General features: G+C 55.4%; 23 protein-coding genes, 3 tRNA genes and 1 pseudogene. 7 read left to right on the forward strand and 20 right to left on the reverse strand.

Going from position 1 to position 23,870, the window contains the following annotated elements; genetic code table 11:
* Positions 1-154: 154 nt before the first annotated feature.
* Genes araH through ABLU73_RS04125 form a run of 3 tightly spaced genes read right to left on the reverse strand, consistent with a single transcriptional unit; the run spans position 155 to position 3,705 of the window.
* The gene (gene araH, locus ABLU73_RS04115; protein ID WP_004203438.1) at positions 155-1,135 is read right to left on the reverse strand and encodes an L-arabinose ABC transporter permease AraH; all 981 of its coding nucleotides are present in this window, start codon (positions 1,133-1,135) and stop codon (positions 155-157) included.
* A gap of 14 nt (positions 1,136-1,149) precedes the next feature.
* Positions 1,150-2,664: an L-arabinose ABC transporter ATP-binding protein AraG gene (gene araG, locus ABLU73_RS04120; protein WP_226549613.1), complete on the reverse strand. Its 1,515-nt coding sequence runs from the start codon at positions 2,662-2,664 to the stop codon at positions 1,150-1,152.
* A 60-nt stretch (positions 2,665-2,724) separates the two neighbouring features.
* Positions 2,725-3,705 (reverse strand): arabinose ABC transporter substrate-binding protein, encoded by a 981-nt coding sequence (locus ABLU73_RS04125; protein WP_004203441.1) that lies wholly within the window; start codon positions 3,703-3,705, stop codon positions 2,725-2,727.
* Positions 3,706-4,597: 892 nt separating this feature from the next.
* Here ABLU73_RS04125 and ABLU73_RS04130 point away from each other — a divergent pair.
* Entirely contained in the window at positions 4,598-5,107 is a 510-nt protein-coding gene (locus tag ABLU73_RS04130; RefSeq protein ID WP_048324866.1) for a non-heme ferritin-like protein, read from the forward strand.
* Positions 5,108-5,210: 103 nt separating this feature from the next.
* Here the strand turns inward: ABLU73_RS04130 and ABLU73_RS04135 are convergent.
* Positions 5,211-5,345: pseudogene (locus ABLU73_RS04135) on the reverse strand (succinate dehydrogenase).
* Positions 5,346-5,410: 65 nt separating this feature from the next.
* Here ABLU73_RS04135 and ABLU73_RS04140 point away from each other — a divergent pair.
* Positions 5,411-6,922 (forward strand): MFS transporter, encoded by a 1,512-nt coding sequence (locus ABLU73_RS04140; protein WP_264924620.1) that lies wholly within the window; start codon positions 5,411-5,413, stop codon positions 6,920-6,922.
* A 37-nt stretch (positions 6,923-6,959) separates the two neighbouring features.
* Here the strand turns inward: ABLU73_RS04140 and ABLU73_RS04145 are convergent, their stop codons facing one another.
* On the reverse strand, positions 6,960-7,211 hold the full coding sequence (locus ABLU73_RS04145; RefSeq protein ID WP_004203448.1) for a DUF2766 family protein: 252 nt from the start codon (positions 7,209-7,211) through the stop codon (positions 6,960-6,962).
* A 147-nt stretch (positions 7,212-7,358) separates the two neighbouring features.
* On the opposite strand from ABLU73_RS04145, the gene ABLU73_RS04150 reads away from it, so the two are divergent.
* Positions 7,359-8,780 (forward strand): MFS transporter, encoded by a 1,422-nt coding sequence (locus ABLU73_RS04150; RefSeq protein WP_049092171.1) that lies wholly within the window; start codon positions 7,359-7,361, stop codon positions 8,778-8,780.
* A 37-nt stretch (positions 8,781-8,817) separates the two neighbouring features.
* Here ABLU73_RS04150 and ABLU73_RS04155 read toward each other — a convergent pair whose 3' ends face one another.
* Positions 8,818-9,456, reverse strand: a complete 639-nt coding sequence (locus ABLU73_RS04155) for an RpiB/LacA/LacB family sugar-phosphate isomerase (RefSeq protein WP_004203450.1) — start codon at positions 9,454-9,456, stop codon at positions 8,818-8,820.
* Positions 9,457-9,598: 142 nt separating this feature from the next.
* Between ABLU73_RS04155 and ABLU73_RS04160 the strand changes: the two genes are divergently transcribed.
* Entirely contained in the window at positions 9,599-9,808 is a 210-nt protein-coding gene (locus tag ABLU73_RS04160; RefSeq protein WP_309297978.1) for a hypothetical protein, read from the forward strand.
* Between the two features lie 57 nt (positions 9,809-9,865).
* Positions 9,866-10,363: a non-heme ferritin gene (gene ftnA / locus ABLU73_RS04165; protein WP_004203451.1), complete on the forward strand. Its 498-nt coding sequence runs from the start codon at positions 9,866-9,868 to the stop codon at positions 10,361-10,363.
* 36 nt (positions 10,364-10,399) lie between these two features.
* Here ftnA and ABLU73_RS04170 read toward each other — a convergent pair whose 3' ends face one another.
* Positions 10,400-10,639, reverse strand: a complete 240-nt coding sequence (locus tag ABLU73_RS04170; RefSeq protein WP_004203452.1) for a YecH family metal-binding protein — start codon at positions 10,637-10,639, stop codon at positions 10,400-10,402.
* 192 nt (positions 10,640-10,831) lie between these two features.
* Here ABLU73_RS04170 and tyrP point away from each other — a divergent pair, with 192 nt between their 5' ends.
* Positions 10,832-12,043 carry a tyrosine transporter TyrP gene (gene tyrP, locus ABLU73_RS04175; protein WP_048324873.1) on the forward strand — a complete coding sequence of 404 codons (1,212 nt, stop codon included), beginning with the start codon at positions 10,832-10,834 and terminating at the stop codon, positions 12,041-12,043.
* Positions 12,044-12,068: 25 nt separating this feature from the next.
* Here the strand turns inward: tyrP and ABLU73_RS04180 are convergent, their stop codons facing one another.
* From ABLU73_RS04180 to uvrY, 8 genes are all read right to left on the reverse strand, one after another.
* On the reverse strand, positions 12,069-12,737 hold the full coding sequence (locus ABLU73_RS04180; RefSeq protein WP_032456330.1) for a YecA family protein: 669 nt from the start codon (positions 12,735-12,737) through the stop codon (positions 12,069-12,071).
* A gap of 98 nt (positions 12,738-12,835) precedes the next feature.
* Entirely contained in the window at positions 12,836-13,717 is an 882-nt protein-coding gene (locus ABLU73_RS04185; RefSeq protein WP_114506021.1) for a dihydrodipicolinate synthase family protein, read from the reverse strand.
* 1,479 nt (positions 13,718-15,196) lie between these two features.
* Positions 15,197-15,283: transfer RNA gene (locus tag ABLU73_RS04190), tRNA-Leu, on the reverse strand.
* 13 nt (positions 15,284-15,296) lie between these two features.
* Positions 15,297-15,370: transfer RNA gene (locus tag ABLU73_RS04195), tRNA-Cys, on the reverse strand.
* A gap of 40 nt (positions 15,371-15,410) precedes the next feature.
* A tRNA-Gly gene (locus tag ABLU73_RS04200) sits at positions 15,411-15,486 on the reverse strand.
* A gap of 150 nt (positions 15,487-15,636) precedes the next feature.
* Positions 15,637-16,185: a CDP-diacylglycerol--glycerol-3-phosphate 3-phosphatidyltransferase gene (gene pgsA, locus ABLU73_RS04205; protein WP_004141115.1), complete on the reverse strand. Its 549-nt coding sequence runs from the start codon at positions 16,183-16,185 to the stop codon at positions 15,637-15,639.
* Between the two features lie 57 nt (positions 16,186-16,242).
* Entirely contained in the window at positions 16,243-18,075 is a 1,833-nt protein-coding gene (uvrC, locus tag ABLU73_RS04210; protein ID WP_017900233.1) for an excinuclease ABC subunit UvrC, read from the reverse strand.
* Positions 18,072-18,728 (reverse strand): UvrY/SirA/GacA family response regulator transcription factor, encoded by a 657-nt coding sequence (uvrY, locus tag ABLU73_RS04215; RefSeq protein WP_002911539.1) that lies wholly within the window; start codon positions 18,726-18,728, stop codon positions 18,072-18,074. Before uvrY ends, uvrC begins: the two co-directional genes overlap by 4 nt.
* A gap of 461 nt (positions 18,729-19,189) precedes the next feature.
* Between uvrY and ABLU73_RS04220 the strand changes: the two genes are divergently transcribed.
* A complete protein-coding gene (locus tag ABLU73_RS04220) occupies positions 19,190-19,414 on the forward strand; it encodes a DUF2594 family protein (protein ID WP_004203457.1) in 225 nt (74 codons plus the stop codon).
* Positions 19,415-19,481: 67 nt separating this feature from the next.
* Here ABLU73_RS04220 and sdiA read toward each other — a convergent pair whose 3' ends face one another.
* The 5 genes from sdiA to tcyJ all read right to left on the reverse strand — a co-directional run bounded on the left by sdiA (position 19,482) and on the right by tcyJ (position 23,834).
* Positions 19,482-20,204, reverse strand: a complete 723-nt coding sequence (gene sdiA, locus ABLU73_RS04225; protein ID WP_004203458.1) for a transcriptional regulator SdiA — start codon at positions 20,202-20,204, stop codon at positions 19,482-19,484.
* A gap of 314 nt (positions 20,205-20,518) precedes the next feature.
* Positions 20,519-21,271 (reverse strand): L-cystine ABC transporter ATP-binding protein TcyN, encoded by a 753-nt coding sequence (gene tcyN / locus ABLU73_RS04230; protein ID WP_004203465.1) that lies wholly within the window; start codon positions 21,269-21,271, stop codon positions 20,519-20,521.
* Entirely contained in the window at positions 21,268-21,936 is a 669-nt protein-coding gene (gene tcyL / locus ABLU73_RS04235; protein ID WP_004203466.1) for a cystine ABC transporter permease, read from the reverse strand. Before tcyL ends, tcyN begins: the two co-directional genes overlap by 4 nt.
* A gap of 15 nt (positions 21,937-21,951) precedes the next feature.
* Entirely contained in the window at positions 21,952-22,938 is a 987-nt protein-coding gene (dcyD, locus tag ABLU73_RS04240; protein WP_004203467.1) for a D-cysteine desulfhydrase, read from the reverse strand.
* 95 nt (positions 22,939-23,033) lie between these two features.
* Complete coding sequence (tcyJ, locus tag ABLU73_RS04245; RefSeq protein ID WP_004203468.1) at positions 23,034-23,834, reverse strand: cystine ABC transporter substrate-binding protein; 801 nt, start codon at positions 23,832-23,834, stop codon at positions 23,034-23,036.
* Between the last annotated feature and the right edge of the window lie 36 nt (positions 23,835-23,870).

A 23,870-nucleotide genomic window follows, 5' to 3' on the forward strand; every position in this document is an offset into this window, starting at 1 on the left:
CCTCCTTATCATGGCCAGCCGAAGCTGGTTGTTAATTATATGTTAGCCATGTAAGTATAGACAGTGTGACCAACCTCGCCATTTTTGATAGATACCGCCAGCGAAACGGGCGCTGGCGGCAATTACTCTGTAGACTTAAAAGTTATGCCTGAAATCAGGCCGCACGTTTGGCTTTTTGTTTGTAACGGTCAAAGATCACCGCCGCCAGCAGGATGACCCCGCGCACGACGTATTGCGAGAACGGCGAGATGTTAAGCAGGTTCATCGCATTTTCCACGGTCCCGAGGATCAGGATCCCGGCCACCACGTAGGAGATCTTGCCGATCCCGCCCTTCAGCGACACCCCGCCCAGCACACAGGCCGAAATAACAATCAGCTCATAGCCAATCGAAGTCATCGGCTGGCCGCTGGTCATTCGCGACGCCAGGATAATCCCCGCCGCGGCCGACACCAGACCGGAGAGCACAAAGATAATAATCTTGGTGCGCACCACCGGAACACCGGCCAGACGCGCCGCCTCTTCATTGCCGCCTATAGCCAGCGTATTACGGCCAAAGGTGGTTTTGTTTAGTAATAATCCGAAAACCACCAGGCAGGCGACCGTCAGCCAGATCGGCGCCGGCAGACCAAACCAGTTGGCGTAACCGAGGGTGAAGAAGCGCTCATCTTCGATCCCCACCGCTTTACCGTCGGAGATAATGTAGGCCAGGCCGCGGACAATCTGCATAGTGGCCAGCGTGGTGATCAGGGCGTTTATCTTCAGACGGGCAATGACAAAGCCGTTGACCAGACCACTGACTGCCCCCAGCAGCAGACCGGCGGCAATCCCCAGCCACAGGCTTTCGCTCAGGTTAATCACCACCGCGGTAGTGACCCCGGCACAGGCGATAACCGACGCCACCGACAGGTCGAAATCGCCGGAGGCCAGGCAGAAGAGCATGCCGCAGGCCACCATCCCGGACATCGAGATCGCCAGCCCCAACCCCTTCATGTTGACGAATGAGGCAAAGTTAGGCACAAAAATTACGCAGCCGATAAACAGCACCGCAAACACCACCAACATGCCAAACTGATCCCAGATACGGGCGAAGCTAAAGGCAGAGCGGGTAGCGCCGGACGTAGTCACTGATGACATCATTTACTCCTTACTCAGGCGACAGCCTGACTCACTTTTGGCATCGCAAGGCTTAACGCCTGCTGTTCATTGGCTTCTTCATGCAGCAGTTCGCCGGCGACTTGCCCTTCACGCATCACCACGATGCGGTCGGCGACGCCCAGCACTTCCGGCAGGTCGCTGGAGGCAAATACCACGGCGACACCGGCGGCGGCGAGGCCATATATCACGTTGTAAATTTCATGTTTGGCGCCGACATCGATGCCGCGGGTGGGCTCATCAAGCAGGATCACCTTCATCTCTTCCGACAGCCAGCGGCCAAGGATCGCTTTCTGCTGGTTGCCGCCAGACAGGTTCATGATCAGCTGTTCAGGGCCCGGCGTTTTAATGTTCAGCGACTGGATATGCTGATCGGCGTTGTCCGCCTCCCAGGCGTTGTTGATCAGGCAGCCGGCGTGGATATGCTTGCGCCGGGCGCTGATATTGATATTGTCGCGCACGGAGTGAACCGGAATAATCCCCTCCGCTTTACGATCTTCCGGACACAGCATCATCCCGGCCTGGATGGCCTGGGCCGGTTTGCGGATGTCGACGGGCTGGCCATCGATATACACCTGACCGCCGGTGATCCGCGTCCCGCCGAACAGACCTTTCATCAGTTCGCTGCGCCCGGCGCCCACCAGCCCGAACAGGCCGACGATTTCGCCACTGCGCACCGAGAGGCTGACCGGCGTGCGCACGCCCGGGGCTTTGACCTCCTCCAGACGCAGCCGCTCTTCGCCATAGGGACGAGGTTTCCAGCCGTAAATATCACCCAGATTGCGCCCGACCATCGCCTGGACCAGCGCGTCGTGGCTGACGCTCGACATATCGTCAAAGGTGCAGACGTAGCGACCATCCTTAAAGACGGTGATGGCATTGCTGAGGGCAAAAATTTCTTCCATCCGGTGTGAGACATAGATGATGACCCGCCCCTCCTCCCGTAGCTCGCGGATAACGCGAAACAGATTGTCGATCTCCCGGGCGGAGAGCGAGCTGGTCGGTTCATCGAAGGCGATAATCTTGGCATTACGCGCCAGCGCTTTGGCAATCTCCACCATCTGCCACTGGCCAATAGAGAGATACTTCAGCGGCGTCTCCGGGTCGATATCCAGCCCCAGATGCTCCAGCTGCAGACGGGCCTCATAGTTGAGCAGCGAGCGGTTGACGATGCCGCCTTTGTGCGGCAGCTGGCCAAGATAGATATTTTCGGCGACGGTCATCTCCGGGATCAGATGCAGCTCCTGATAGATAATCGCCACGCCGGCGTTGAGCGCCGCCATCGTATTAGTGAACGCCATCTGCTGGCCGCCGATCTGCAGGTGGCCAGCGGTGGGGATGTAGTTACCGCTGAGAATTTTCAACAGCGTCGATTTGCCTGCGCCATTTTCGCCCATCAGCGCGTGGATCTGTCCTGGGTAGCAGTCAAAACTGATATCGGACAAGGCCTTTACGCCAGGGAACGTCATGGTGATGCCGCGAAATGAGAGATAAGGGGTAGACTGTTGCATAACGACTCCGCTCTTCTGCACTCAGCCCCCGCCGCGGCGGAGGCCAGTTCAACCGGGCTGTTACAGCCCTTTTTTCGCCAGCTCTTCTTTGAAGTTATCGCGGGTAATCAGCACCACATCGGTCACCGCAGTGAACTTCGGCGGCTCAACGCCCTTGGTGACCCAGTTGTAGAGCATTTCACTGGTTTTATAGCCATGGATGTCCGGGCTTGGCAGCAGGGAGCCATAGAAGCCGGTCGGCTGCGCCTTCGACAGTTCGTTGACGGCATCCACGCCGTTGATGCCAATACCAATCACATCCGGCGCTTTAAAGCCCTGCCCTTCAGTGGCACGCACGCCGCCAAGCACAGTGTTATCGTTCATCCCAACGATCAGCCAGTGTTTCACCTGCGGGTGCTGGACCAGCATTGAGTTACCGGCGTCAAACGCCCCCGGGATATCGTTAGATTTTGTCGGAACGCGGTAGATTTGCGCTTCCGGGAAGCCGGCCGCCTTCAGGGCATCGATGGAGCCGGTGGTGCGACGACGGGCGGTGTCCAGCTCATCGGCGGTGATGGCCATCACCGCAGTGTCTTTGACATCCCAGCCGCGTTTCTGCATTTCTTTATACAGCTCCTGTCCCTGGCGGGCGCCAATTTCGCTGGCCGCCATCATCACCAGCGGCACGCTCTCCATCGGTTTACCTTTGGCGTTGACGAACTGGTCATCGACGGTAATCACCTTCATGTCATAGCCGCGTGCTTTAGCGACTATCGCCGAGCCGAGCTTAGGATCGGGGGTACAGATGACAAAGCCCTTCGCGCCGCTGGCCGCCAGGCTATCGATGGCGTTCAGGGTTTTCTCACCATCCGGTACCGCTATTTTAATGACGTCAAAGCCTAAATCTTTTCCTGCTTTATCAGCAAATTTCCACTCGGTCTGGAACCATGGCTCTTCCGGCTGTTTCACCAGAAAACCTAATTTAAGGTTTTCCGCCATAGCTGATTGTGACATAACCGCTGCGAGACCAATGGCCGCCAGCGCTTTAGTAAATTTGTGCATGGTAAACTCCAGCTTTAATTCGCTTTCATGTAGGGAAAAATCGGAATTAACTTTTTTATCAGCATCAAAACAAGGCATTAGAAAAATCGCATCCCCTACTGCCGTTGTTAGAGTAGTAATACCCGGAAATTATTTCTCCATACGAGAGCATTATCACATCGCGGAATTACAGTAATTGCGTACATAGATTTAGCAAAAAAAGACATAAAAAAAGACATAATTGTCATACAATTTAACCAGTGAATAGCAGGATCATCTATACCACCAGCAGGCTTATCCTTGTGATGTCAGTGGGTGTTTAACAGAGGGTTACGGCACTGTTATAACCAGCGGCTAAGGGGGTCGCAGCGGCGGTCGACTGCCCGCCGGCGCTGTTGTGCAACAGACGCGCGCCGCCAGTCCAGCGTCGGCCGTTTTATATCGCGATAAAACGGATCTTTTGCGTAATTTATTCCGAATTGATAAAAGATATTCCCGCTGCATAGGAAAGCCTGCAACAAAAAATAAAAATAATTATCATCACAACGAAACATTGCCCTCTGAAATAACTTATAGCTTTGAGTTATACGATGAATCTCGTAGTCAAATATCTATAACTTATACCTGACACACCGCACTCATTCCCCAGCCTGAGCCGCAATCCCACTGCATGTCGTCATGCAGGAATAATGGTGTAACAAAACGTAAATTATCCATCTTGAGAGTTTTCTTAATCGCACTCAGCGAGTATTCTTAAATTGTCGGCAAGTGGAAAAATTACCCGACTCATACGGAATGTGTAGAGTTTTATTATTCTGCAACAGTGCAGCGCGTCACTCTTTTATCCTGTTGTTTGCTCCAGGAACCGCTGACGCGCACCAGTAACCCCTTCCCGGTTAATAAGGATATTTTTATGGCAGTTCCAGGAATGGCACAAAAGCTAAACACCCAGATGAACCTTGAGTTCCACGCCTCTAACGTTTACCTGAACTTAAGCGAGTGGTGTGCCCGGCATCGCTTCGACGGCGCCGCGACATTTCTGCGCAACCGCGCGCAATGCAGCATCACCCTCACCATGCGCGTATTTGACTATCTGAAAAAAGCCGGCAACTGGCCGATAGTCAATCCCGACCGCGCCTGTAATCCCGAATGTACCTCGCTGGAAGATCTCTTTACCCAAACCCTGGTCGATTACCGCCAGCGGAGCAGTATGCTGAGCGGTCTCGCCGAGGAAGCCAAAGCGCAGAGCGATGACAACACCTGGCGTTTTCTGACCCGCCTGGCGGAAGAGCAGCAGCAGGATGGGCTGCTGCTGCAAAGCGTGCTCGAGGAAATTCGCAATGCCGACAAAGCCGGGATAGGTATGGAACAGACCGATCGCCGTCTGATGGCCCTCGTCGGAGCGTCACAGAACCCCCACTAATCAGACGCGCCGGGCCTTTCTCGCCCGGTCAGGGGGAGCGCGTTCGCGCTGCCCCGCCCTGTTTATTAATCCGTTCTTGCTATTCTCCCCTGCTATTTATTCCTCAAACGAATAAAAAAGTTTTAACTCGATCCCATTCCCTCGTCACCGTTACCCCTTAGGGGGGATTAGTGAGCGCGGTCACTTTTTGTTGAGTCATAAAGAAATATAAAAACAGTGTTTCAAAAATATAAAACACGAGGTTTATTTTTTATGGCTAGATACACGGCTTCAGCCTCTGAAGGGCTGCAGGGAAGACCGATCTTGTTACGCCATCAGTTAGCCTACGGCGGCGGTAATCTGTTAGGGAGTGGCGCACTGGCGATAAGCGGAGCATGGCTACTCTATTTTTATACGACCTTTTGCGGCCTGACGCTGATCGAGGCCTCATTTATCTTCTCCGTCGCCAGCATCATCGACGCCATCAGCAACCCGCTGATGGGCTATCTGACGGATAATTTTGGCAAAACGCGGTTAGGCAAGCGCTTTGGACGTCGGCGCTTCTTTTTGCTGATCGGCATTCCTCTGATGCTGTTCTACCCGCTGCTATGGGTAGAGGGCCTGAGTTTCTGGTACTACCTGTGTACCTATGTGGTGTTTGAGATCATCTATACCTCCATCATGGTGCCCTATGAGACGCTGGCGACAGAGATGACCGATGATTTCTCGCTACGCTCAAAGCTCACCGGCTATAAAGCCATCTTCGGCAAGCTGGCCAACTTCCTCGCCGCGTTTATTCCCGGACAGTTCATTCTGCTGTACGGCAAAGATTCCGCCACCCCTTTCTTCCTCACCGGGCTGACCTATGGCGCGATCCTGATCGTCGCGATTACCTGCCTGTGGCTGTGCAGCTGGGAGCGCGAGCGTGCGGAAGCCATGGATACCAGCGCGAAAAAGGGGCTGCTGAGCACCCTGCTGTCGCTGGCGAAAGACATGCGTTCCACCTTTTATCTTCGCGTGTTCCGCAAACATCTCGGTATGTACCTGTGCGGGTTTGGCGCGGAATGGCTGTTTGCCTCCATCTTCACCTATTTCGTGATATTCGTTCTGCAGCACGATCCGGCAATGGTGGCCGGGCTGAACAGCCTGAACTCGATTCTGCAGCTGATCTCCACCGCGCTGTTTATCGGCCTGTGTGTGAAAAAGGGCTTTAGCAAACCCTATATCCTCGCGCTGGGGATCGTGATTTTCGCAGTCCTGCTGTATACCTCGCTGTGGTTCTTCCATCTGCCGTCAGGCCTGGCGACAGTGCTGATGTTCGGTATTACCGTGCTGTTCGGCCTGGGGACCGGCGGGGTTTACTATATTCCCTGGACCGTTTACACCTTCCTCGCCGATGTCGACGAAATCTACACCGGACGCCGCCGGGAAGGCATCTATGCCGGCGCCATGACCTTCTCAGGGAAAATTCTGCGCTCGATTGTGGTGTTTTCGATGGGAGCCATCCTGAGCTTTTACGGTTTCCAGTCAAAAGCGCACAGCCAACCGGAAAGCGCCGTGACCGCCATCGCGGTGGTATTCTGCGTCGGTGTCGTCGCCTTAGCCCTGGCCGCCATCGTCTTCAGTAAGCAGATGAAACTGGACCGTAAAGCTCATCTGGTGGTTCTGCAGGAAGTCGCGCGGATTAAAGCAGGCGGTAAAATCAGTGATATTGCGCCGGAGGTGCGGGCAATCGTAGAGGATCTGGTTGGCCATCGCTACGAAGAGTGCTGGGGCAACAGCAAATTGTTTAAAACCGCTGAGCCTGCGCCAGTGCAGACCGTGGTTTCTCATTAAAGAAAAAGGCCCCGGCGGTAATCCGCGGGGCCGGTTATTAATGCGTTTCTTCCTGCGGGGTAAACTTCAGCTCAATCAGGGCAATCGCTTTTTGCACCGCGCGAAGCGTCACCGGGTCGGCAGAAGCCGGGTGACTGGCGAAGTCGATGGCTTTCAGCTGACTGGTCATTTTTTCACGCACTTCCACCGGCGCGATGACGTCAATCACGTCGAGGATCTGCTTGATAACCAGCTGGCAGGCAACCACATCAGAAACCAGCTCGTCGTGTTCGGTAAGATGTTGAGACATTAATTACTCCTTTTTTCAGGAGCGTAATAGTACCCTAAATCGATAACGATAATAAAACCTGCCGCGGCAGGTTTTTTTCACCACCCGAGTGGCTGGCGGCGCCTCTGCTGCCGCTTTGCCGAGGATCCCCTTGATGGCAGCGACAACATGAACACCGCGATCTCTTCCGGTAACGAACGTGCCTTTTCAGCCCCGGCGCTGCTGGTGGCTGGCGCCTTTTTTATGGAGTTTCTCGACGGGACGGTGATCGCTACCGCCCTGCCCGACATGGCGAGAGATTTTGGCGTCACCGCCGTCGAGCTTAATATCGGCATCAGCGCCTATCTGATAACCCTCGCGGTGCTGATCCCGGCCAGCGGCTGGATCGCCGATCGCTTCGGCGCCCGGGCTATCTTCACCCTCGCCCTGGCCATTTTTACCCTTGCCTCGATCTTTTGCGGCCTCTCCAGCGAGGTGCATACCTTTGTCGCCATGCGTATCCTGCAGGGGATCGGCGGCGCGCTGATGGTCCCCGTCGGCCGTCTGGCGGTACTGCGCACCACGCCGAAACACCTGCTGATTAAGGCCATCGCCACCCTCACCTGGCCGGCGCTGGTGGCCCCCATTATCGGCCCGCCTTTGGGAGGGTTTATTACCCGCTACGCCAGCTGGCACTGGATCTTCTTTATCAATGTCCCGCTGGGCGTTGCGGCGATTATCCTGTCGCTGCGCATCATTCCTGATATCCGCGAAACGGCGCGGCGCGCCTTCGATATGACAGGATTTATCACGACCGCGGTGGCGATGGTTAGCCTGGTCACGGCGATGGAACGGCTCGGCGATCGTCAGCCGCAGTTCTGGCCGACGCTGGCCCTCGCCGCGCTGGGCTTCGGCTGTCTGTTATATTCCATTCGTCATTTCCGCCGGGCGGCGGCGCCTATGGTTCGTCTCGACGCCCTGCAGGTGCCGACGTTCCGGGTGACGATGTACGGCGGCTCGCTGTTCCGGGCCTCCATCAGCGCGGTCCCCTTTCTCCTGCCGCTGCTGTTTCAGGTGGGGTTCGGCATGGATCCCTTTCACTCCGGTCTGCTGGTGCTGGCGGTATTTGTCGGCAATTTAACCATTAAACCCGCCACCACGCCGCTGATCCGCTGGCTGGGCTTTCGTCGCCTGCTGTTGATCAACGGCGCGCTGAACGTCTGTTCGCTGCTGGCCTGCGCGCTGCTCACGCCACAAACCCCGGTCTGGGCGATCATGCTGATCCTTTATCTCGGCGGGGTGTTTCGCTCTGTCCAGTTCACGGGCGTGAGCACGCTGGCCTTTGCCGATGTCCCCGCCGCGCAGATGAGCGATGCCAATACCCTGTTCAGTACCGCGTCGCAGCTGGCGGTGGGGCTGGGGATCACGCTTGGGGCGATCGGCATTCGCCTGGGGGAACAGGTCGGCGACTGGCTGCACCTTTCCGCCGTGCCGGGGATCAGCTTTCGCCTGGCGTTTGTGTTTATCGCGGTGATCTGTCTGGTGGGGATGATCGACAGCCTGCATCTGGCTAAAACGGCAGGCAGCAGCGTGTCGGCGAAGAAAACCTGAATGATGGAAGGGCCAGCGGCGCTGGCCCTGATAACGATTACCCGACGATCTGACGGACGAACGCTTCGATCGCTTTATCCTGGCAGTTTTCGAAGAAGCACTGCTGGAAGCGAGGGCCAGAGACCGCAGTTTTCACCAGCTCCGGATCGATGGCGCGCAGGGTGTCGAGATAATTTTCTTTGACTACCGCCGCTTTGACCTGGTTGAGGATCCCGGCATTACGCACCTGCGGTTCTTTGCGCTCCGGCGGATAGCCTTCGCCGTTACGACCGGTAAAGGCTTTTTCAAAGATAAAGCGCACATTCAGCTCGGCGCCCCAGCCGAAACCTTTGGCAAACGGCAGCGACAGCGCGTTACCGTTGTTGATCTGGGCAAACAGGAACGCGTCCGCCGGGTCGATACAGTAGCCGCAGACCACGCCAGGATGGATGTTCAGCGACATCAGCGCTCCCTGGCCGGTACCGCAGCCGGTGACCACGAAGTCGACCGCCTTCGAATTCAGCAGGATGCTGGCCATGATCCCGAGGTGAATATAGGTCAGATGATGATCGTTCTCATCGCTCATACCGACGTTAAAGACCGGAAATCCTTTTTCGTCGGCAACCGCGTTAAGCTCCTTGAGGATGATGGCGTTTTTGTTCGCCTGGCTGTTCTCCATCATCAGTGCAATCTTCATGGTTTACTCTCCTGAATGCTGTGCGGGCCTGCCCGCAGAATGTCATTGGCGTTGACTGCACTCTACTACCTGGAAAACAAACTTTCAAATTTTATGAAAAGTTGTTTTAAAAATCACGCAGCGCTTCACACTTTCACCGCCTCTGCCGCTCAGGTTACCGTGTCGCCCCTCATCAGGACCACTCCGCCTGGCGCTCCCCACCTGGCAACCCGCAGAGGGCGTCGTTTCGCCTCCGCAAAAAACTAATAATAAATTAAAACCATTCTCATTTATTATTAAATTGCCAATGCGTGTTATTCCCATTAGCATTTTAAATAAAATATTTTTAAATTTACTTTTTGCAAATAATTAAATAACAAATTATAGTGGCAGCCGATAACATCTATTTTTTAATTCCAGGAGCGCGACGATGCTGAAAACGGAAATGATCGACAAACTGAATGAACAGATGAATCTTGAACTTTATTCTTCTCTTCTTTATCAGCAGATGAGCGCCTGGTGCAGTTACCATAGTTTTGAAGGGGCTGCGGCCTTCCTGCGTCGCCATGCCCAGGAAGAGATGACCCATATGCAGCGCCTGTTCGACTACCTGACCGACACCGGCAGCCTGCCGCGCATCAACGCCATCGCCTCCCCGTTTGCCGAGTATGCGTCACTGGATGAACTGTTCCGCCAGACCTATGAGCACGAGCAGCTGATCACGCAAAAAATTAATGAACTGGCGCACGCGGCTATGACCAGTCAGGATTACCCGACCTTTAATTTCCTGCAGTGGTATGTCGCCGAACAGCATGAAGAAGAGAAATTATTTAAATCGGTAATTGACAAACTGACCCTCGCCGGGAAAAGCGGTGAAGGTCTGTACTTTATCGACAAAGAGCTGGCCACTCTCGATACGCAGAATTAATTGCTCGCGCCGCGACGCTTCTCCGTCGCGGCATTTTTAATGCTGGCAAATCTTATTTTCTGCGGTGGTAAACCCTGTCGCTCTGGCAATAAATTTACCTTTTTGCTCTAAAAACGCCACCAGCTCCGCAGCGCTCAGATTTTCCGCCGAACAGGTGTGAAAGCGCGCCTCTGCGCCAAAGCGACGGTGTATGGCCGCCTCCAGCGAAGCTGCCGTCCAGCACTCCCCCGACGCCAGCATCATCTGCAGCACTTCATGACCATGTATAGAAGACATAACCCCTCCGGAAAAAAACGTCAGCTTAGGCCAGACCGGCGGCCCGCGCCTTGCGCCAGCGCAGGCTTTCGCCCTTTCGAATTCGTAAATTTTTGATTACACTGCTTGTAACCCTGATTTGACGAAAGACGCAATATCCCCTACTCTGCGCGGCATAAATTATTGTGATTTGCTGTAGGGATAGCGAAAAGCGTGAAGAACCGCACTCTGGGCAGTATTTTAATCGTAGCCGGCACCACAATCGGTGCAGGAATGTTGGCAATGCCATTGGCCGCCGCAGGCGTCGGGTTTACCGTCACGCTGGGTTTACTTTTCACCCTGTGGGCATTGATGTGCTATACCGCCCTTTTGCTGCTGGAAGTCTACCAGCATGTCCCTGCCGATATGGGGCTCGGTTCTCTGGCGGCGCGCTATCTGGGCCGTTACGGACAGTGGATCACCGGGTTGTGCATGCTGTTTCTGTTATACGCCCTCACGGCGGCCTACATTAGTGGCGCCGGCGAATTACTCGCTTCCAGCCTAAACCAGTGGCTGGACTGGCAGCTGCCGCCGGCCGCAGGCGTACTGATCTTCACCCTGCTCGGCGGGGCGGTGGTGTGCATTGGCACCGCGCTGGTCGACCTGTTCAATCGCTTCCTGTTTAGCGCCAAAATCGTCTTCCTGGTGATTATGCTGGCCCTGCTGATGCCGCACATTCATCAGGTGAATCTCCTCACGCTGCCGGTTGAGCAAGGCCTGGCGCTGTCGGCCATTCCGGTGATCTTTACCTCCTTCGGCTTTCACGGCAGCGTGCCGAGCATCGTCAGCTATCTGGGGGGCGATATCCGTAAACTGCGCCGGGTGTTTATTATCGGCAGTTTTATTCCGCTGGTGGCCTATATTTTCTGGCAGCTGGCGACGCTGGGCAGTATCGACGCCCCAGCCTTTACCGCCCTGCTGGCGCAACATTCAGGTCTGAACGGTCTGCTGGAGGCGATCCGCGAAGTGGTAGCGTCACCGCACGTGGAGCTGGCAGTACACCTGTTTGCCGACCTTGCGCTGGCGACCTCCTTCCTCGGCGTCTCGCTCGGGCTGTTTGATTATCTGGCCGATATGTTTCAGCGCAAAAACAACGTCAGCGGGCGTCTGCAGAGCGGGATGATCACCTTTCTGCCGCCGCTGGCGTTCGCCCTGTTCTATCCCCGCGGCTTCGTCATGGCCCTGGGCTACGCCGGGGTGGCGTTGGCCGTTCTGGCCCTGATGTTACCGGCCATGCTGGTCATGAAGAGTCGCCGACTGCATCCGCAGGCCGCCTGGCGGGTGGCCGGCGGCGCCCCGGCGCTGTGGCTGGTCCTGCTGTGCGGGATCGGCATCGTGGCGATCCAGTTCTGCATCGTCGCCGGGCTGTTACCGGCGGTGGGATAAAAGAAGGGGCCAGCCGGCCCCTTTTTCATTTCGCTAAGCAACACTGCTTATACTTTTTACCGCTGCCGCACGGACAAGGATCGTTACGTCCAACTTTCGCCTCATTTCTTACCGGCTGCGGGACCACCTCCGGCTGCGGATTCGCCATCCAGTACTGGTAAAGCGCCAGCGCCGCCGGGGTGATACGCTCGATACTGGCGATAAATTCATCCGCCGTCAGATTATCCAGCGCGGAAAACTGTTCTTCGCTACCGTGGAGCGCAATCGCCTCCAGCTCAGGCTGAAGTTCAGCGGGCAGCGTCGACCAGTCGCTCAGCGCCACGCCGCGCAGATAGCCAAAACACCACTCTTCAACGATGGTCAGCTCCTGACCTTCCGCTTCGCGGGTGCCGAACAGCGGTTCGAACTGATCGGGATAAGACTCCAGCCGTTCGGCGATATCGCTCATATGCTGCAGCGTCAGATTGACAAAGCGATCGCGCTCGCGGTCGTTGGCCCAGCGTGGCACATTATCTGCACCACCCCAGATCGCCAGCAGCCACTGGGCGGGTTCGATGGCGGTGGGCGCCGAGAGGATCGCCGTCAGCAGGCCATCCAGTTCAGAGACATCCAGAATAGCGCCTTCGGTGGCGTATTTCGCCAGCGTCTCGTCCAGCCATTCCAGTTCGTTTTCGTTTAAGGGTCCGGTATTCATTCACAGGCTCGCATGGTAAAAATCGGGCCTACAGTAGCCGAAATGCCGGCAGAAAGCCACCCGGCAGCGCCCATTGCGCCTGCGCCGCCCTGACACAATCAGGCCAGCCCTTGTAGCGCCGCCGCCACGTCGCGACAGGCCTCCTCCCCTAACGGCAGCAAGGGGCGGGGAAGCGAGTCAGGGTCGCACAATCCCAGGATGGCCGCAGCGGCGGCGATCACCCGCAGGCTGCCGCCGTAGCGGTCAAAGCACCGCCAGAGGGGCGCCAGTTGCTTATTCAGCGCCGCCACCTGTTCCGCGTCGCCGTGACGGATGGCTTTTACCAGCGCCAGTGAGATCCAGGGAAAGAGTCCGCCGCAAACCGAGTACCAGACCTCACAGCCGGCCTGCAAGCCCGCTGTCGCCCGGACGTCACCGCTCACGCCAAGCGTGACGCCGCAAGGCAGATGACGACGCAGCGCCGCCACCCGTTCGCTGGCCTGTGGCGCGGGCAGACCGGGAATTTTAATCGAGGCGATGGCCGGTAAGGCGGCAATACGCCCCTGCAGCTCATCCGATAACGTCACATGGGTGGTACGGGGATTGTCATACAGGCAAACCGGCACCGAGGCATGCCGGCAGACCTCCTCGTAAAAAGCATAGATCTCCTCCGCAAACAGCGGCTGATAGGACATCATCGGCAGGAGCAATGCATCCGCCCCGGCCTGCTGAGCATCCTCCACCAGCCGCAGCACCTCGCTGGTGGCGATGGCGCCGACGCCGACCATCATCGGGGTCGGCCCGGCATGCGCCTTTGCCACCTGCACGACCCGCTTGCGCTGCTCACGACTGAGATAAGCGTAGCTGCCGGTTGAGCCTAAGATGCCCAGGGAGTCGACTCCGGCATCGGTAAGACGAGCAAGAATACGAATAAACGCTTTTTCATCGATATTTTGCTGATGCAGCGGCGTCAACGGAAATGCGCAAAGCCCTGTGAACATGATGCCTCCGGCAGGCTGGGAGAAGTGTCCGGACGATAGTAGCAGGGAGAGATCGTTTTGTCCTGGGACAAATGAGCGATTGCCGGTGACAATGGAGTGGTTCCCCACTACGTGGCGTTCCTATTCGCGATATTGCCGCTGTCAGCCCAGGCATCGATAGCCACCAGTTTCTGCCGAGGATATTCAACGACGCCGTTCCCTGCAGTCGCTATTTTTTGCTGCATTGCCAATCTTGAATCAATTTGCCATAAGACCGCATGATTGATGTTGTTATATATAAGCAGCAATTAAATAAGGTACCACTACGGCTTCAAATGGATAAAAAATGGTAGATGACAACCAGGAAAAATATCTAAAAATATGATTAATAAAGTCAACGTATAAAATATTACTGGGTCGACCTGGAGATCCTCACGCAACTTCTGACAAGCCGCTTGCAGAATCAACACAACTTCTTAACGCATCGCTGATAAACAGTGACGAGTTCAAGGGATTAACAACATCCAGAATGGCATTCGAGAATATGTGTCTCCCGCCACAATGTGTATCAGGGACGGAGACTCAAGAGCGGTTGGCTGTAAAGCACATTGTGTCGCCAGGAAGCCATTGTTTAACATCGCGGACACTGAAAAAATTCAATCTGAAAACACCTCTCTGCCTTTTGACTGGATTTTTTCCTGCCCCGCGATGGTCATCGATTGCCTGTGGGACGATTTTCACCCATCGCGATCCCTCGAACCGTTTAGGCGTATTACGTCCGGGCAGTAAAGAGGTTCAGGAACATATTAAAAAGCGCGGATGGCAAGCTTTTTGTCATTTGCTGCAGAGAAGAGATCAATCTTGTAAAGGTGCCCCCGGCATTAGTCGCCGAACTTGCTCAGCATACGACGAACTTCTATCTGTTAGCTTTTTCACTGCGGAAACCCTCTCATATTCAACTGGAGAGCATCGCTCCTGGGGACAATTATTCGCTATATCGTTTTACCCCGGAGTCTGAAGAAATATTTACCGGCAAATTCCCCTCGCTTACGGATGAGATGGTATTTATATCGACAGTACTTTCTTTCAACCTCGAACTATAGAGACGGTTTCAACGCCGGTCCGCTGTCTCGTCTTGTACCCACTCGCTTCCTCCCTGCTGGCCTGGGGGAGCGAGATCGTCCCGAACGCCTTATCCCCCACCCGTTAAGCCGATTATCCACCGCGACCCGGACCTGCTTCACTACGGTAAGCTTCTATGCCAGAAGTCTGTGCCAACCACAGACCTTGACTTCAAGCCTCTCCTTGCCCGGAGTCAGAACGCCATACCGTATCATCAGGCGCAGGCTTAACCAGTGACAATAATTCGGGTGTAGCGCAAGATGGACAAGAGAAACAGGATGACATGTCGTGATGAAGAGGGATTTAAAAACAAAAAAACCACCCGTAGGTGGTTTCACGACACTGCTTATTGCTTTGATTATTCTGCTTTTATCCCAATGGTACCCGGAGTGGGACTTGAACCCACACAGCGCGAACGCCGAGGGATTTTAAATCCCTTGTGTCTACCGATTCCACCATCCGGGCTCGGGATATAAAGTGGAGGCGCGTTCCGGAGTCGAACCGGACTAGACGGATTTGCAATCCGCTACATAACCGCTTTGCTAACGCGCCTTTGATACTGAAGCACCCGCCTATGCCGATGCTATTAATTTGGAGCGGGAAACGAGACTCGAACTCGCGACCCCGACCTTGGCAAGGTCGTGCTCTACCAACTGAGCTATTCCCGCATCATCAAGTTATTTGCTAATCACTTGATTTTGTTATCGTCTGGAAGACTGTGCCGCCGTTCGATGCGTTGCATTCTACTTATCTCTCGCGGTGAGTCAACGGTATTTTTCGCAACTTTGCATCGTTTGCTGAAAATAACGGCGAAACGATCACTGATCAAGCAAATCGCCGCGCGCCGCGTTCAAATATTGCAGCATCGACCACAGCGTCAGCACCGCCGCCACGAGGAAAAGCGCGATCCCGGCCCACTCCACCCACGGATAAGGACGCCACAGCATCCACACCAGGGCGGTCATCTGCGCGGTGGTTTTTACTTTGCCAATCCACGAGACCGCCACGCTGCTGCGTTTTCCCAACTCCGCCATCCACTCGCGCAGCGCGGAGATAATAATTTCCCGGGCAATCATCGTCGCCGCCGGCAGCGTAACCCACCAGGTGTGATAGTGCTCAGCGACCAGCACCATGGCGATAGCCACCATGACTTTATCGGCCACCGGATCGAGGAAGGCGCCGAACCGGGTACTCTGGTTCCAGCGACGGGCGAGGAAACCATCAAACCAGTCGGTCACAGCGGCAACAAAGAAAATCAGCGCGCAGGCAAACGGCGCCCAGCTAAAGGGCAGATAAAACGCCAGCACAAAGAACGGGATCAGGATGACGCGGAACAGAGTAAGCAACGTAGGGATATTAAATTGCATAGTGACGGGTAACTATCTGTTGTAAGTAAAAATTAGCCCTATGTTGCTACAGAGCCCCTAATGTTTCAACGAGTAGAAGATCTTTTCTGCCAGAGCGTGAGAGATGCCCGGTACTTTGGCAATTTCTTCGACGCTGGCCTGCTGCAGCCCCTGCAGTCCCCCCATGTACTTCAGCAGCATCTGGCGACGCTTCGGCCCCACCCCCTCGATAGTCTCAAGCGAGCTGGTGTTCTTCACTTTCGCCCGTTTTTTGCGATGGCCGGAGATTGCATGATCATGCGATTCATCGCGGATATGCTGGATCACGTGCAGAGCCGGCGAATCCGGCGGCAGGCTAAACCCCTCGCCTTCCGGCTCAAAGAATAACGTTTCCAGGCCGGCTTTACGATCGCTACCTTTCGCCACGCCCAGCAGCAGCGGATGATGTTTATCCCAGGGGACGTCCAGCTCCGCAAATACCGCTTTCGCCTGCGCCAGCTGCCCCTTGCCGCCGTCTATCAGGATCACATCAGGAATCTTGTTGTCATCAATCGCTTTGCCATAGCGACGGCGCAGGACCTGATTCATCGCCGCATAGTCATCGCCCGGGGTGATGCCGGCGATATTGTATCGCCGGTACTCCGCGCGCAGCGGACCATTGCTGTCAAATACCACGCAGGAGGCGACGGTCTGTTCGCCCATGGTGTGGCTGATATCAAAGCACTCCATCCGCTTCACCGCCGGCAGCTCCAGCACGGAGGCCAGCGCCTGCAGACGCTGATGAATGGTCGATTGCTGAGACAATTTGGTGGTTAACGCCGTCGCGGCATTGGTGCGCGCCAGCTTAAGATAACGCGCCCGATCGCCGCGCGGCTTGGTCTGCACATGGATTCGACGCCCCGCCAGTTCTGACAGCGACTCGGCCAGCAGCGTCTTATCTCCGAGGTTAAAGTCGAGCAAAATTTCCCCCGGCAGCGTGCGCATCTGGCTGCCCTGCAGATAGAACTGGCCGACAAAGGTCTCGACGACCTCGCCCAGCTCGGTACCGCCCGGCACTTTCGGGAAGTAGCTGCGGCTGCCCAGTACTTTACCCTGGCGGATAAACAGTACATGGACGCAAGCCATGCCGGCATCGAAGGCAACCCCGATCACGTCAAGATCGTCGCCGGTGTTAGAGACAAACTGTTTCTCCGTCACGCGGCGGACGGCCTGAATCTGGTCGCGAATGCGCGCCGCCTCTTCAAACTCAAGGTTCTGGCTCGCCTTCTCCATCCGCGCGATGAGCTGAGTCAGCACCTGGTCATCTTTGCCGGCAAGAAACAGCCGCACATACTCCACCTGCTGAGCATACTCGTCTTCACTGACCAGCCCCGCCACGCACGGCCCGAGGCAGCGGCCAATCTGATACTGTAGACAGGGACGGGAGCGATTGCGGTAGACGCTGTTTTCACACTGACGGATGGGAAAGATCTTCTGCAGCAGCGCCAGGGTCTCGCGCACGGCATAGCCGTTGGGAAAAGGACCAAAATACTCGCCCTTCGCATGTTTGGCGCCACGATGCATCGCCAGACGCGGATGGGTATCGCCACTGAGGAAAATAAAAGGATACGACTTATCGTCGCGCAACAGCACGTTGTACCGCGGCTGGTACAGCTTGATATAGTTGTGCTCAAGCAGCAGCGCTTCCGTCTCGGTATGGGTGACGGTCACGTCGATTTGCGCGATCAGCGCCACCAGCGCTTCCGTTTTACGCGACGCGAGGTTGCTGCGGAAGTAGCTGCTGAGCCGCTTTTTCAAATCTTTGGCTTTGCCAACATAGATGACGGTTCCGCCAGCATCATACATCCGATACACACCGGGCTGGCTAGTTACCGTTTTCAGGAAAGCTTTTGCGTCAAAAACATCACTCACTGGCTTGCTAACGACTCCGCATTACACAGGCCATGGCGAATTGCCAGGTGGGTCAGCTCGACATCGCCATGAATGTTCAATTTGCTGAACATCCGATAGCGATAGCTGTTAACCGTTTTAGGACTCAGATTCAGCTGCTCTGAGATCTCATTCACCTTCTGACCTTTGGTGATCATCAGCATAATCTGCAATTCGCGTTCAGACAAACTGGCAAACGGCGATTCTGTTTTTTCCGGTTCAATCTGACTTAACGCCATTTGCTGAGCAATATCAGAGGCAATATAACGTTGCCCTGACGCGACGCAGCGAATCGCATTCACCACTTCCTGTGGCGCGGCGCCCTTACTGAGATAACCTGCCGCCCCCGCCTGCATGACCTTGGCAGGTAAGGGATTCTCAGTATGCACGGTCAACATGATCACTTTCGTGCCCGCTACCGAGCGCGCAATTTTGCGCGTCGCTTCCAGACCCCCGATCCCGGGCATGTTCATGTCCATCAGGACGACATCGGCGGAATTAGCCCGGCACCACTTGACGGCGTCTTCGCCGCAGCAGGCTTCGCCAGCGACTTTAATCCCTTTTATATCTTCCAGAATGCGTCGTATCCCTGCGCGCACCAGTTCGTGGTCATCAACAAGAAGAACGTTGATCAAAGGAATAATCTCCAGAATGAGGGATAACGCTACTGATACTTTATCTCCCACATATTACCGGGTTTTATTGCTATTTTAAAAGGCAAAAAAATGCCCTCGCCTCGATTTGGCTCTCATTTATGGCAATGTCTGTGCACACTCAGTGGAAAGTCATTGCGAACAGTCGGTTGCACGAGTCTTATTTTTTAACAATCCCCATACAGAAGGCACAAAAAACACAACAGATTACGTAGCGCATAAATACGAGGCTAAATATGTAACAATTATTAACGTACTAAATAGATAGTGGCAATTATTGGCCTGACGATGGCTATTACGTCTTATCTGAAGCATAAAACCATTCACAGCTCAGATGAGAGAACAGAAATTAAGCACTCCTTTTTTTTCTGTCGCTTGTGGTATACTGCGCGGCCTTCACATTGAGTAGAGCGCAATAGCGCAGCGAGTAAACGAGGATATCGATGAGCACACCAGATTTTTCCACTGCAGAAAATAATCAGGAACTGGCGCAGGAAGTCTCCTGCCTGAAAGCGATGATGACGCTGATGCTGCAGGCGATGGGCCAGGCAGATGCGGGTCGCGTGATTATTAAAATGGAAAAGCAGATCGCGCAGATGGAAGATGAGGCTCAGGCCGCCGTATTCTCCAGCACCGTTAAGCAAATTAAACAAGCTTATCGGCAGTAATCCTGTACCGGCTGAAAGTATGACTGACAGCCGGTATCACGTCTGGCACGCAGAACGGCAGGCGCCTTCAGATTAACCCTGTCGCCACAGCGTAACAGGCAATTTGCGTTTTATTCGGCGCGTTAAATTTCCGTTGCATATTCTTCTGATGGAAATTGACCGTATTTTCCGAAATCGAGAGGATCATTGCCACCTCCGCAGAGGTCTTTCCTTCCGCGGTCCATTTGAGGATCTCCAGTTCGCGCCGGCTGAACTTCATCTCCGGCGGCATCACCATCTCATCTTCAAGACGCAAGAGCGTCAGCAGGCTCAGCTCCGTCAGCGTTCGCAAGCGCAGCTCCAGCTCATCTTCAGCATAAGCATTCGGCAAACGGTTGTTCGCGGAGACGGAAAGAAAACCCTGAGCATGATTCGGCAACGTCAGGCACTGTGTCACCCCTTTTTGCAGACCATGGTCGCGCGCGCCGTCCCATAACGCCTGCGCATCGCGAAACAGCCCATCTTCCCACGGCAGATGGCCACGCATAAAATTCTCCGGGCGTAATACGGGATCTATGGCGAAATAATTCTCTGCCTGGTAATGAGACATCCATGCGCGGGGATAGGTCGACTGAAACGTGACGCGGGGGCGAGTGAAAGGCACCGGGTGACGCACACAAAGCGTATAGAAATCATATTCCAGCGTTTCTGTTTCTCGTTGCAGGAGATTATAAACCTCCTGAGCGGCGGCCATGGACTGAAATTGATGCAGCATATCCCGCCGCCAGCTGAAAAAATCATTGTCCCTCATAGCTGTGCAAATAACTCCTGATTGATAATCATTATTATAAATACAGAAAACTAACACATAAATCTTATTTATATGTATAAAATATCGTAGCTGTCGCATTTATTAGCCTGAAGACTTGCCTTTTCCCAGTTCGCTGCGCTGAAACTAAGGCCCCTCCCTTCATTTTCTACACCCTACAAGGGGGGATGGGAAGCGGTGTATACGGCCAGGGGAGTAAATAGCACAAAGACGTGACGATGGGGTGTTACCCCAGCGTGGAATTGGGCTCATTGCGGCGGCTCACACGAAGGCGAGCCGCCGCGCCTGCGCCTGCTCTATTGCATCAGGAATTTTTCGAGGAACTGGCGGGTACGCGGCTGCTGAGGCGAGGCGAACAGCGCTTTGGCCTCGCCTTGTTCAACGATGCGTCCCTGATCCATAAAAATCGCCCGATCGGCAACGTCGCGAGCGAAGCTCATTTCATGGGTCACGATAACCATGGTGCGTTTCTCCTGCGCCAGCTGGCGGATGGTATTGAGCACCTCCCCTACCAGCTCGGGATCGAGAGCCGAGGTCGGTTCATCAAACAGGATCACGTCCGGACGCATGGCCAGCGCGCGGGCAATCGCGACCCGCTGCTGCTGCCCGCCAGAGAGGCGGCGCGGATAGCTGTTCTCTTTGCCGCTGAGGCCCACTTTCGCCAGCAGATCGCGCGCCCGCGCCATCGACTCCTGCTTGTCTTCACCTTTTACGATGACCGGCCCTTCAATGATGTTCTCCAGCACCGTCCGGTGGGGAAACAGGTTGAAGTTCTGGAAGACAAAGCCAACGTGCTGGCGCAGCCGACGGATAAGCCCTTTTTGCGGCCCGAGGCTGCGACCAGCGTCGATCGTCACATCGCCGACGCGGATAGTGCCGCTCTCCGGTTGCTCCAGCAGATTAATGCTGCGCAGCAGGGTGGTTTTACCCGAGCCGCTGGGGCCGATGATTGCCACCACTTCGCCTTCCTGCACCTCGAGGTCGATACCGTGGAGCACCGTCTGGCCATGGAATTTTTTCACCAGGCTTTTTACTTCAATCGCACTCATTTCGGATCACGCTCCTGGCGGTTCAGCTGGTTTTCAAAATAGTTCTGCAGCGAGGAGAGTACCGTCGCCATCACCCAGTAGATCAGAGAGGCGGCCAGATACATGGTGAAGACCTCCAGCGTACGCGAGGTGATAAGCTGCGCCTGACGGAACAGCTCCGGCACCTGGATCGTCGCCGCCAGCGAGGTATCTTTTACCAGGCTGATAAAACTGTTAGAGAGCGGCGGCAAAGCGACCCGCGCCGCCTGGGGTAAAATAGCCCGACGCATCGTCTGCCACGGGGTCATACCGATACTGGCCGCCGCTTCCCATTGCCCTTTGTCAATCGAGGCGATGGCCGCGCGCAGGGTTTCCGCCGCGTAGGCCGCCGTGTTCAGCGATAAGCCGATCATCGCCGCCGGGATCGGGTCAAGCTCAATGCCAAACTGCGGCAAACCGTAGTAGATCATAAACAGCTGAGCGATAAGCGGTGTCCCGCGAAAAATGGAGATATACATGCGCGCCAGCCATTTTACCGGCCAGAGGGTCGACATGCGCATCAGCGCCAGGATAAAGCCCAGCACCAGGCCGAAAAACATCCCGCCAATGCTCAGCTGCAGCGTAAAGACGGCGCCTTTCAGCAGAAAAGGCGCAGAATCGATGACCAGTTGAATACTTTCTTGCATGCTGTGGTTTCTGTATTAGAGGTGAGGATGATAGGCAAACAGCGCCGGCGCTCCGCCGGTATGGACGAACAAAATCGGCCCTTCATCCTTAAAGCGTTTCTGCGTAATGCCATCGATAAGTCCGGCCATCGCTTTGCCGGTATAAACCGGGTCGAGCAAAATACCTTCCAGTTGCGCCAGCAGCTTCACGGCGGCCATTCCTTCCTCATTTGGCGTCCCGTAGCCTGGGGCAAAGTAATCGTCCCACAGGATGATGTCGGCTTTCGCCTGCAGCTCAAGGCTGTTGGCCACGGCCTGCTGCAGCGCTACCACTTTCGGCAGCTGGTCGGCAACAGCGCGCGACACCGTCACCCCAATCAGTTCCGCCTGCGGCATCAGCTGTTCAAGGCCGACCGCCAGTCCGGCATGGGTGCCGGCGCTCCCGGAGGCGACCACCACCGACGAAATCTCCACCGCGTCTTCGCACTGCTGGGCGATTTCCAGCGCGCTTTCCACATAGCCTAGCGCCCCAAGGGCGTTTGAACCGCCGACCGGAATGACATACGGGCGGTACCCCTGCGCTTCGATACGGGTCGCCAGCTCGTCGAGCTGCGCAGCGGGATCGGTCAGGGCATCGCACATCTCAACCTGGGTATTAAACAGATCCAGCAGCAGGCGGTTGCCATTGCTCAGATAATTCTCCGCACGGGTGCCGATGGGATTTTCCAGCAGCGCCACGCAGTGCAGGCCCAGTTTGGCGGCGACCGCCGCCGTCTGGCGCACATGGTTAGACTGGATCGCGCCGGCGGTAATTAAAGTATCCGCCCCTTCGCGCAGCGCATCGGCGGCGAGAAACTCCAGCTTGCGCAGTTTGTTTCCCCCCATCGCCAGCGGCGTCGTATCATCACGTTTGATAAAAATTTCGCGCCCGAGGTGATCGGACAGACGCGGCAGATACTCCAGCGGCGTCGGCGCGCCGATCAATTCCAGACGCGGAAAGCGGGTTAAATTTTGCAGTGACATGGCCCCTCCTGACTCAGTTATGCTTCATTATGCACACAGTTACGCGCTAAATAAAAAAAGGCGCTTCCAGGAGCGCCTTTTTTCACCGCTGGCCTTTATTTTGTCACGTCAGCGCCAAACCATTTCTCTGACAGGGCCTTCAGGCTGCCATCTTTCTGCATATCCGCGATCGCGCCATCTACCGCTTTCAGCAGGTCATCGTTGCCTTTGCGCAGTGCAACGCCAGCTTCCTGACGGGAGAACGCTTCGCCGGTTACCGCCAGCGTGTTGTTAGTTTTCTTCACCAGATCCAGCGCCGCCAGACGGTCAACCAGAATCGCGTCAATACGGCCTACGCGCAGATCCTGGTATTTGGTCGGATCGTCATCATAGGTGCGGACATCCACGCCCTGGACGTTCTGACGCAGCCACTCTTCATAGTTAGTGCCCAGCCCGACGCCCACTTTCTTGCCTTTCAGATCCGCCGCGGTTTTAATCGCGCCTTCGTTGCCTTTCTTCACCAGCGCCTGCACACCGGAGATCGTGTACGGGGTGGAGAAATCGTATTTTTTCTTACGTTCATCAGAGATAGTGACCTGGTTAATCACCACGTCAATGCGCTTGGAATCCAGCGAGGCCAGCATACCGTCCCACTTGGTCGGTTTGAGGTCAGCCTTCACGCCCAGATGTTTCGCCAGCTCGTTGGCGAACTCCACTTCAAAGCCGGTCAGCTTACCGTCATCGCCCTGGAAGCTAAAAGGAGGATAGGTGCCTTCGAGGCCCACGCGCAGGGTGCCGCGCTCTTTAATCTGATTGAGCAGGTTTTCCGCCGCAAAAGTTTTCACGCTAACGCCAGCCATCAAAACAACGGCCATCGCGCCCATCAGCGCCTGACGACCCAGAAGTGCTAATTTCATAGATACCCCGAAGGTTAGGATTTTCCTGTAGTGTAA

It is taken from the genome of Klebsiella sp. GG_Kp175 (assembly GCF_040062325.1).
Taxonomy (GTDB): domain Bacteria; phylum Pseudomonadota; class Gammaproteobacteria; order Enterobacterales; family Enterobacteriaceae; genus Klebsiella; species Klebsiella quasipneumoniae.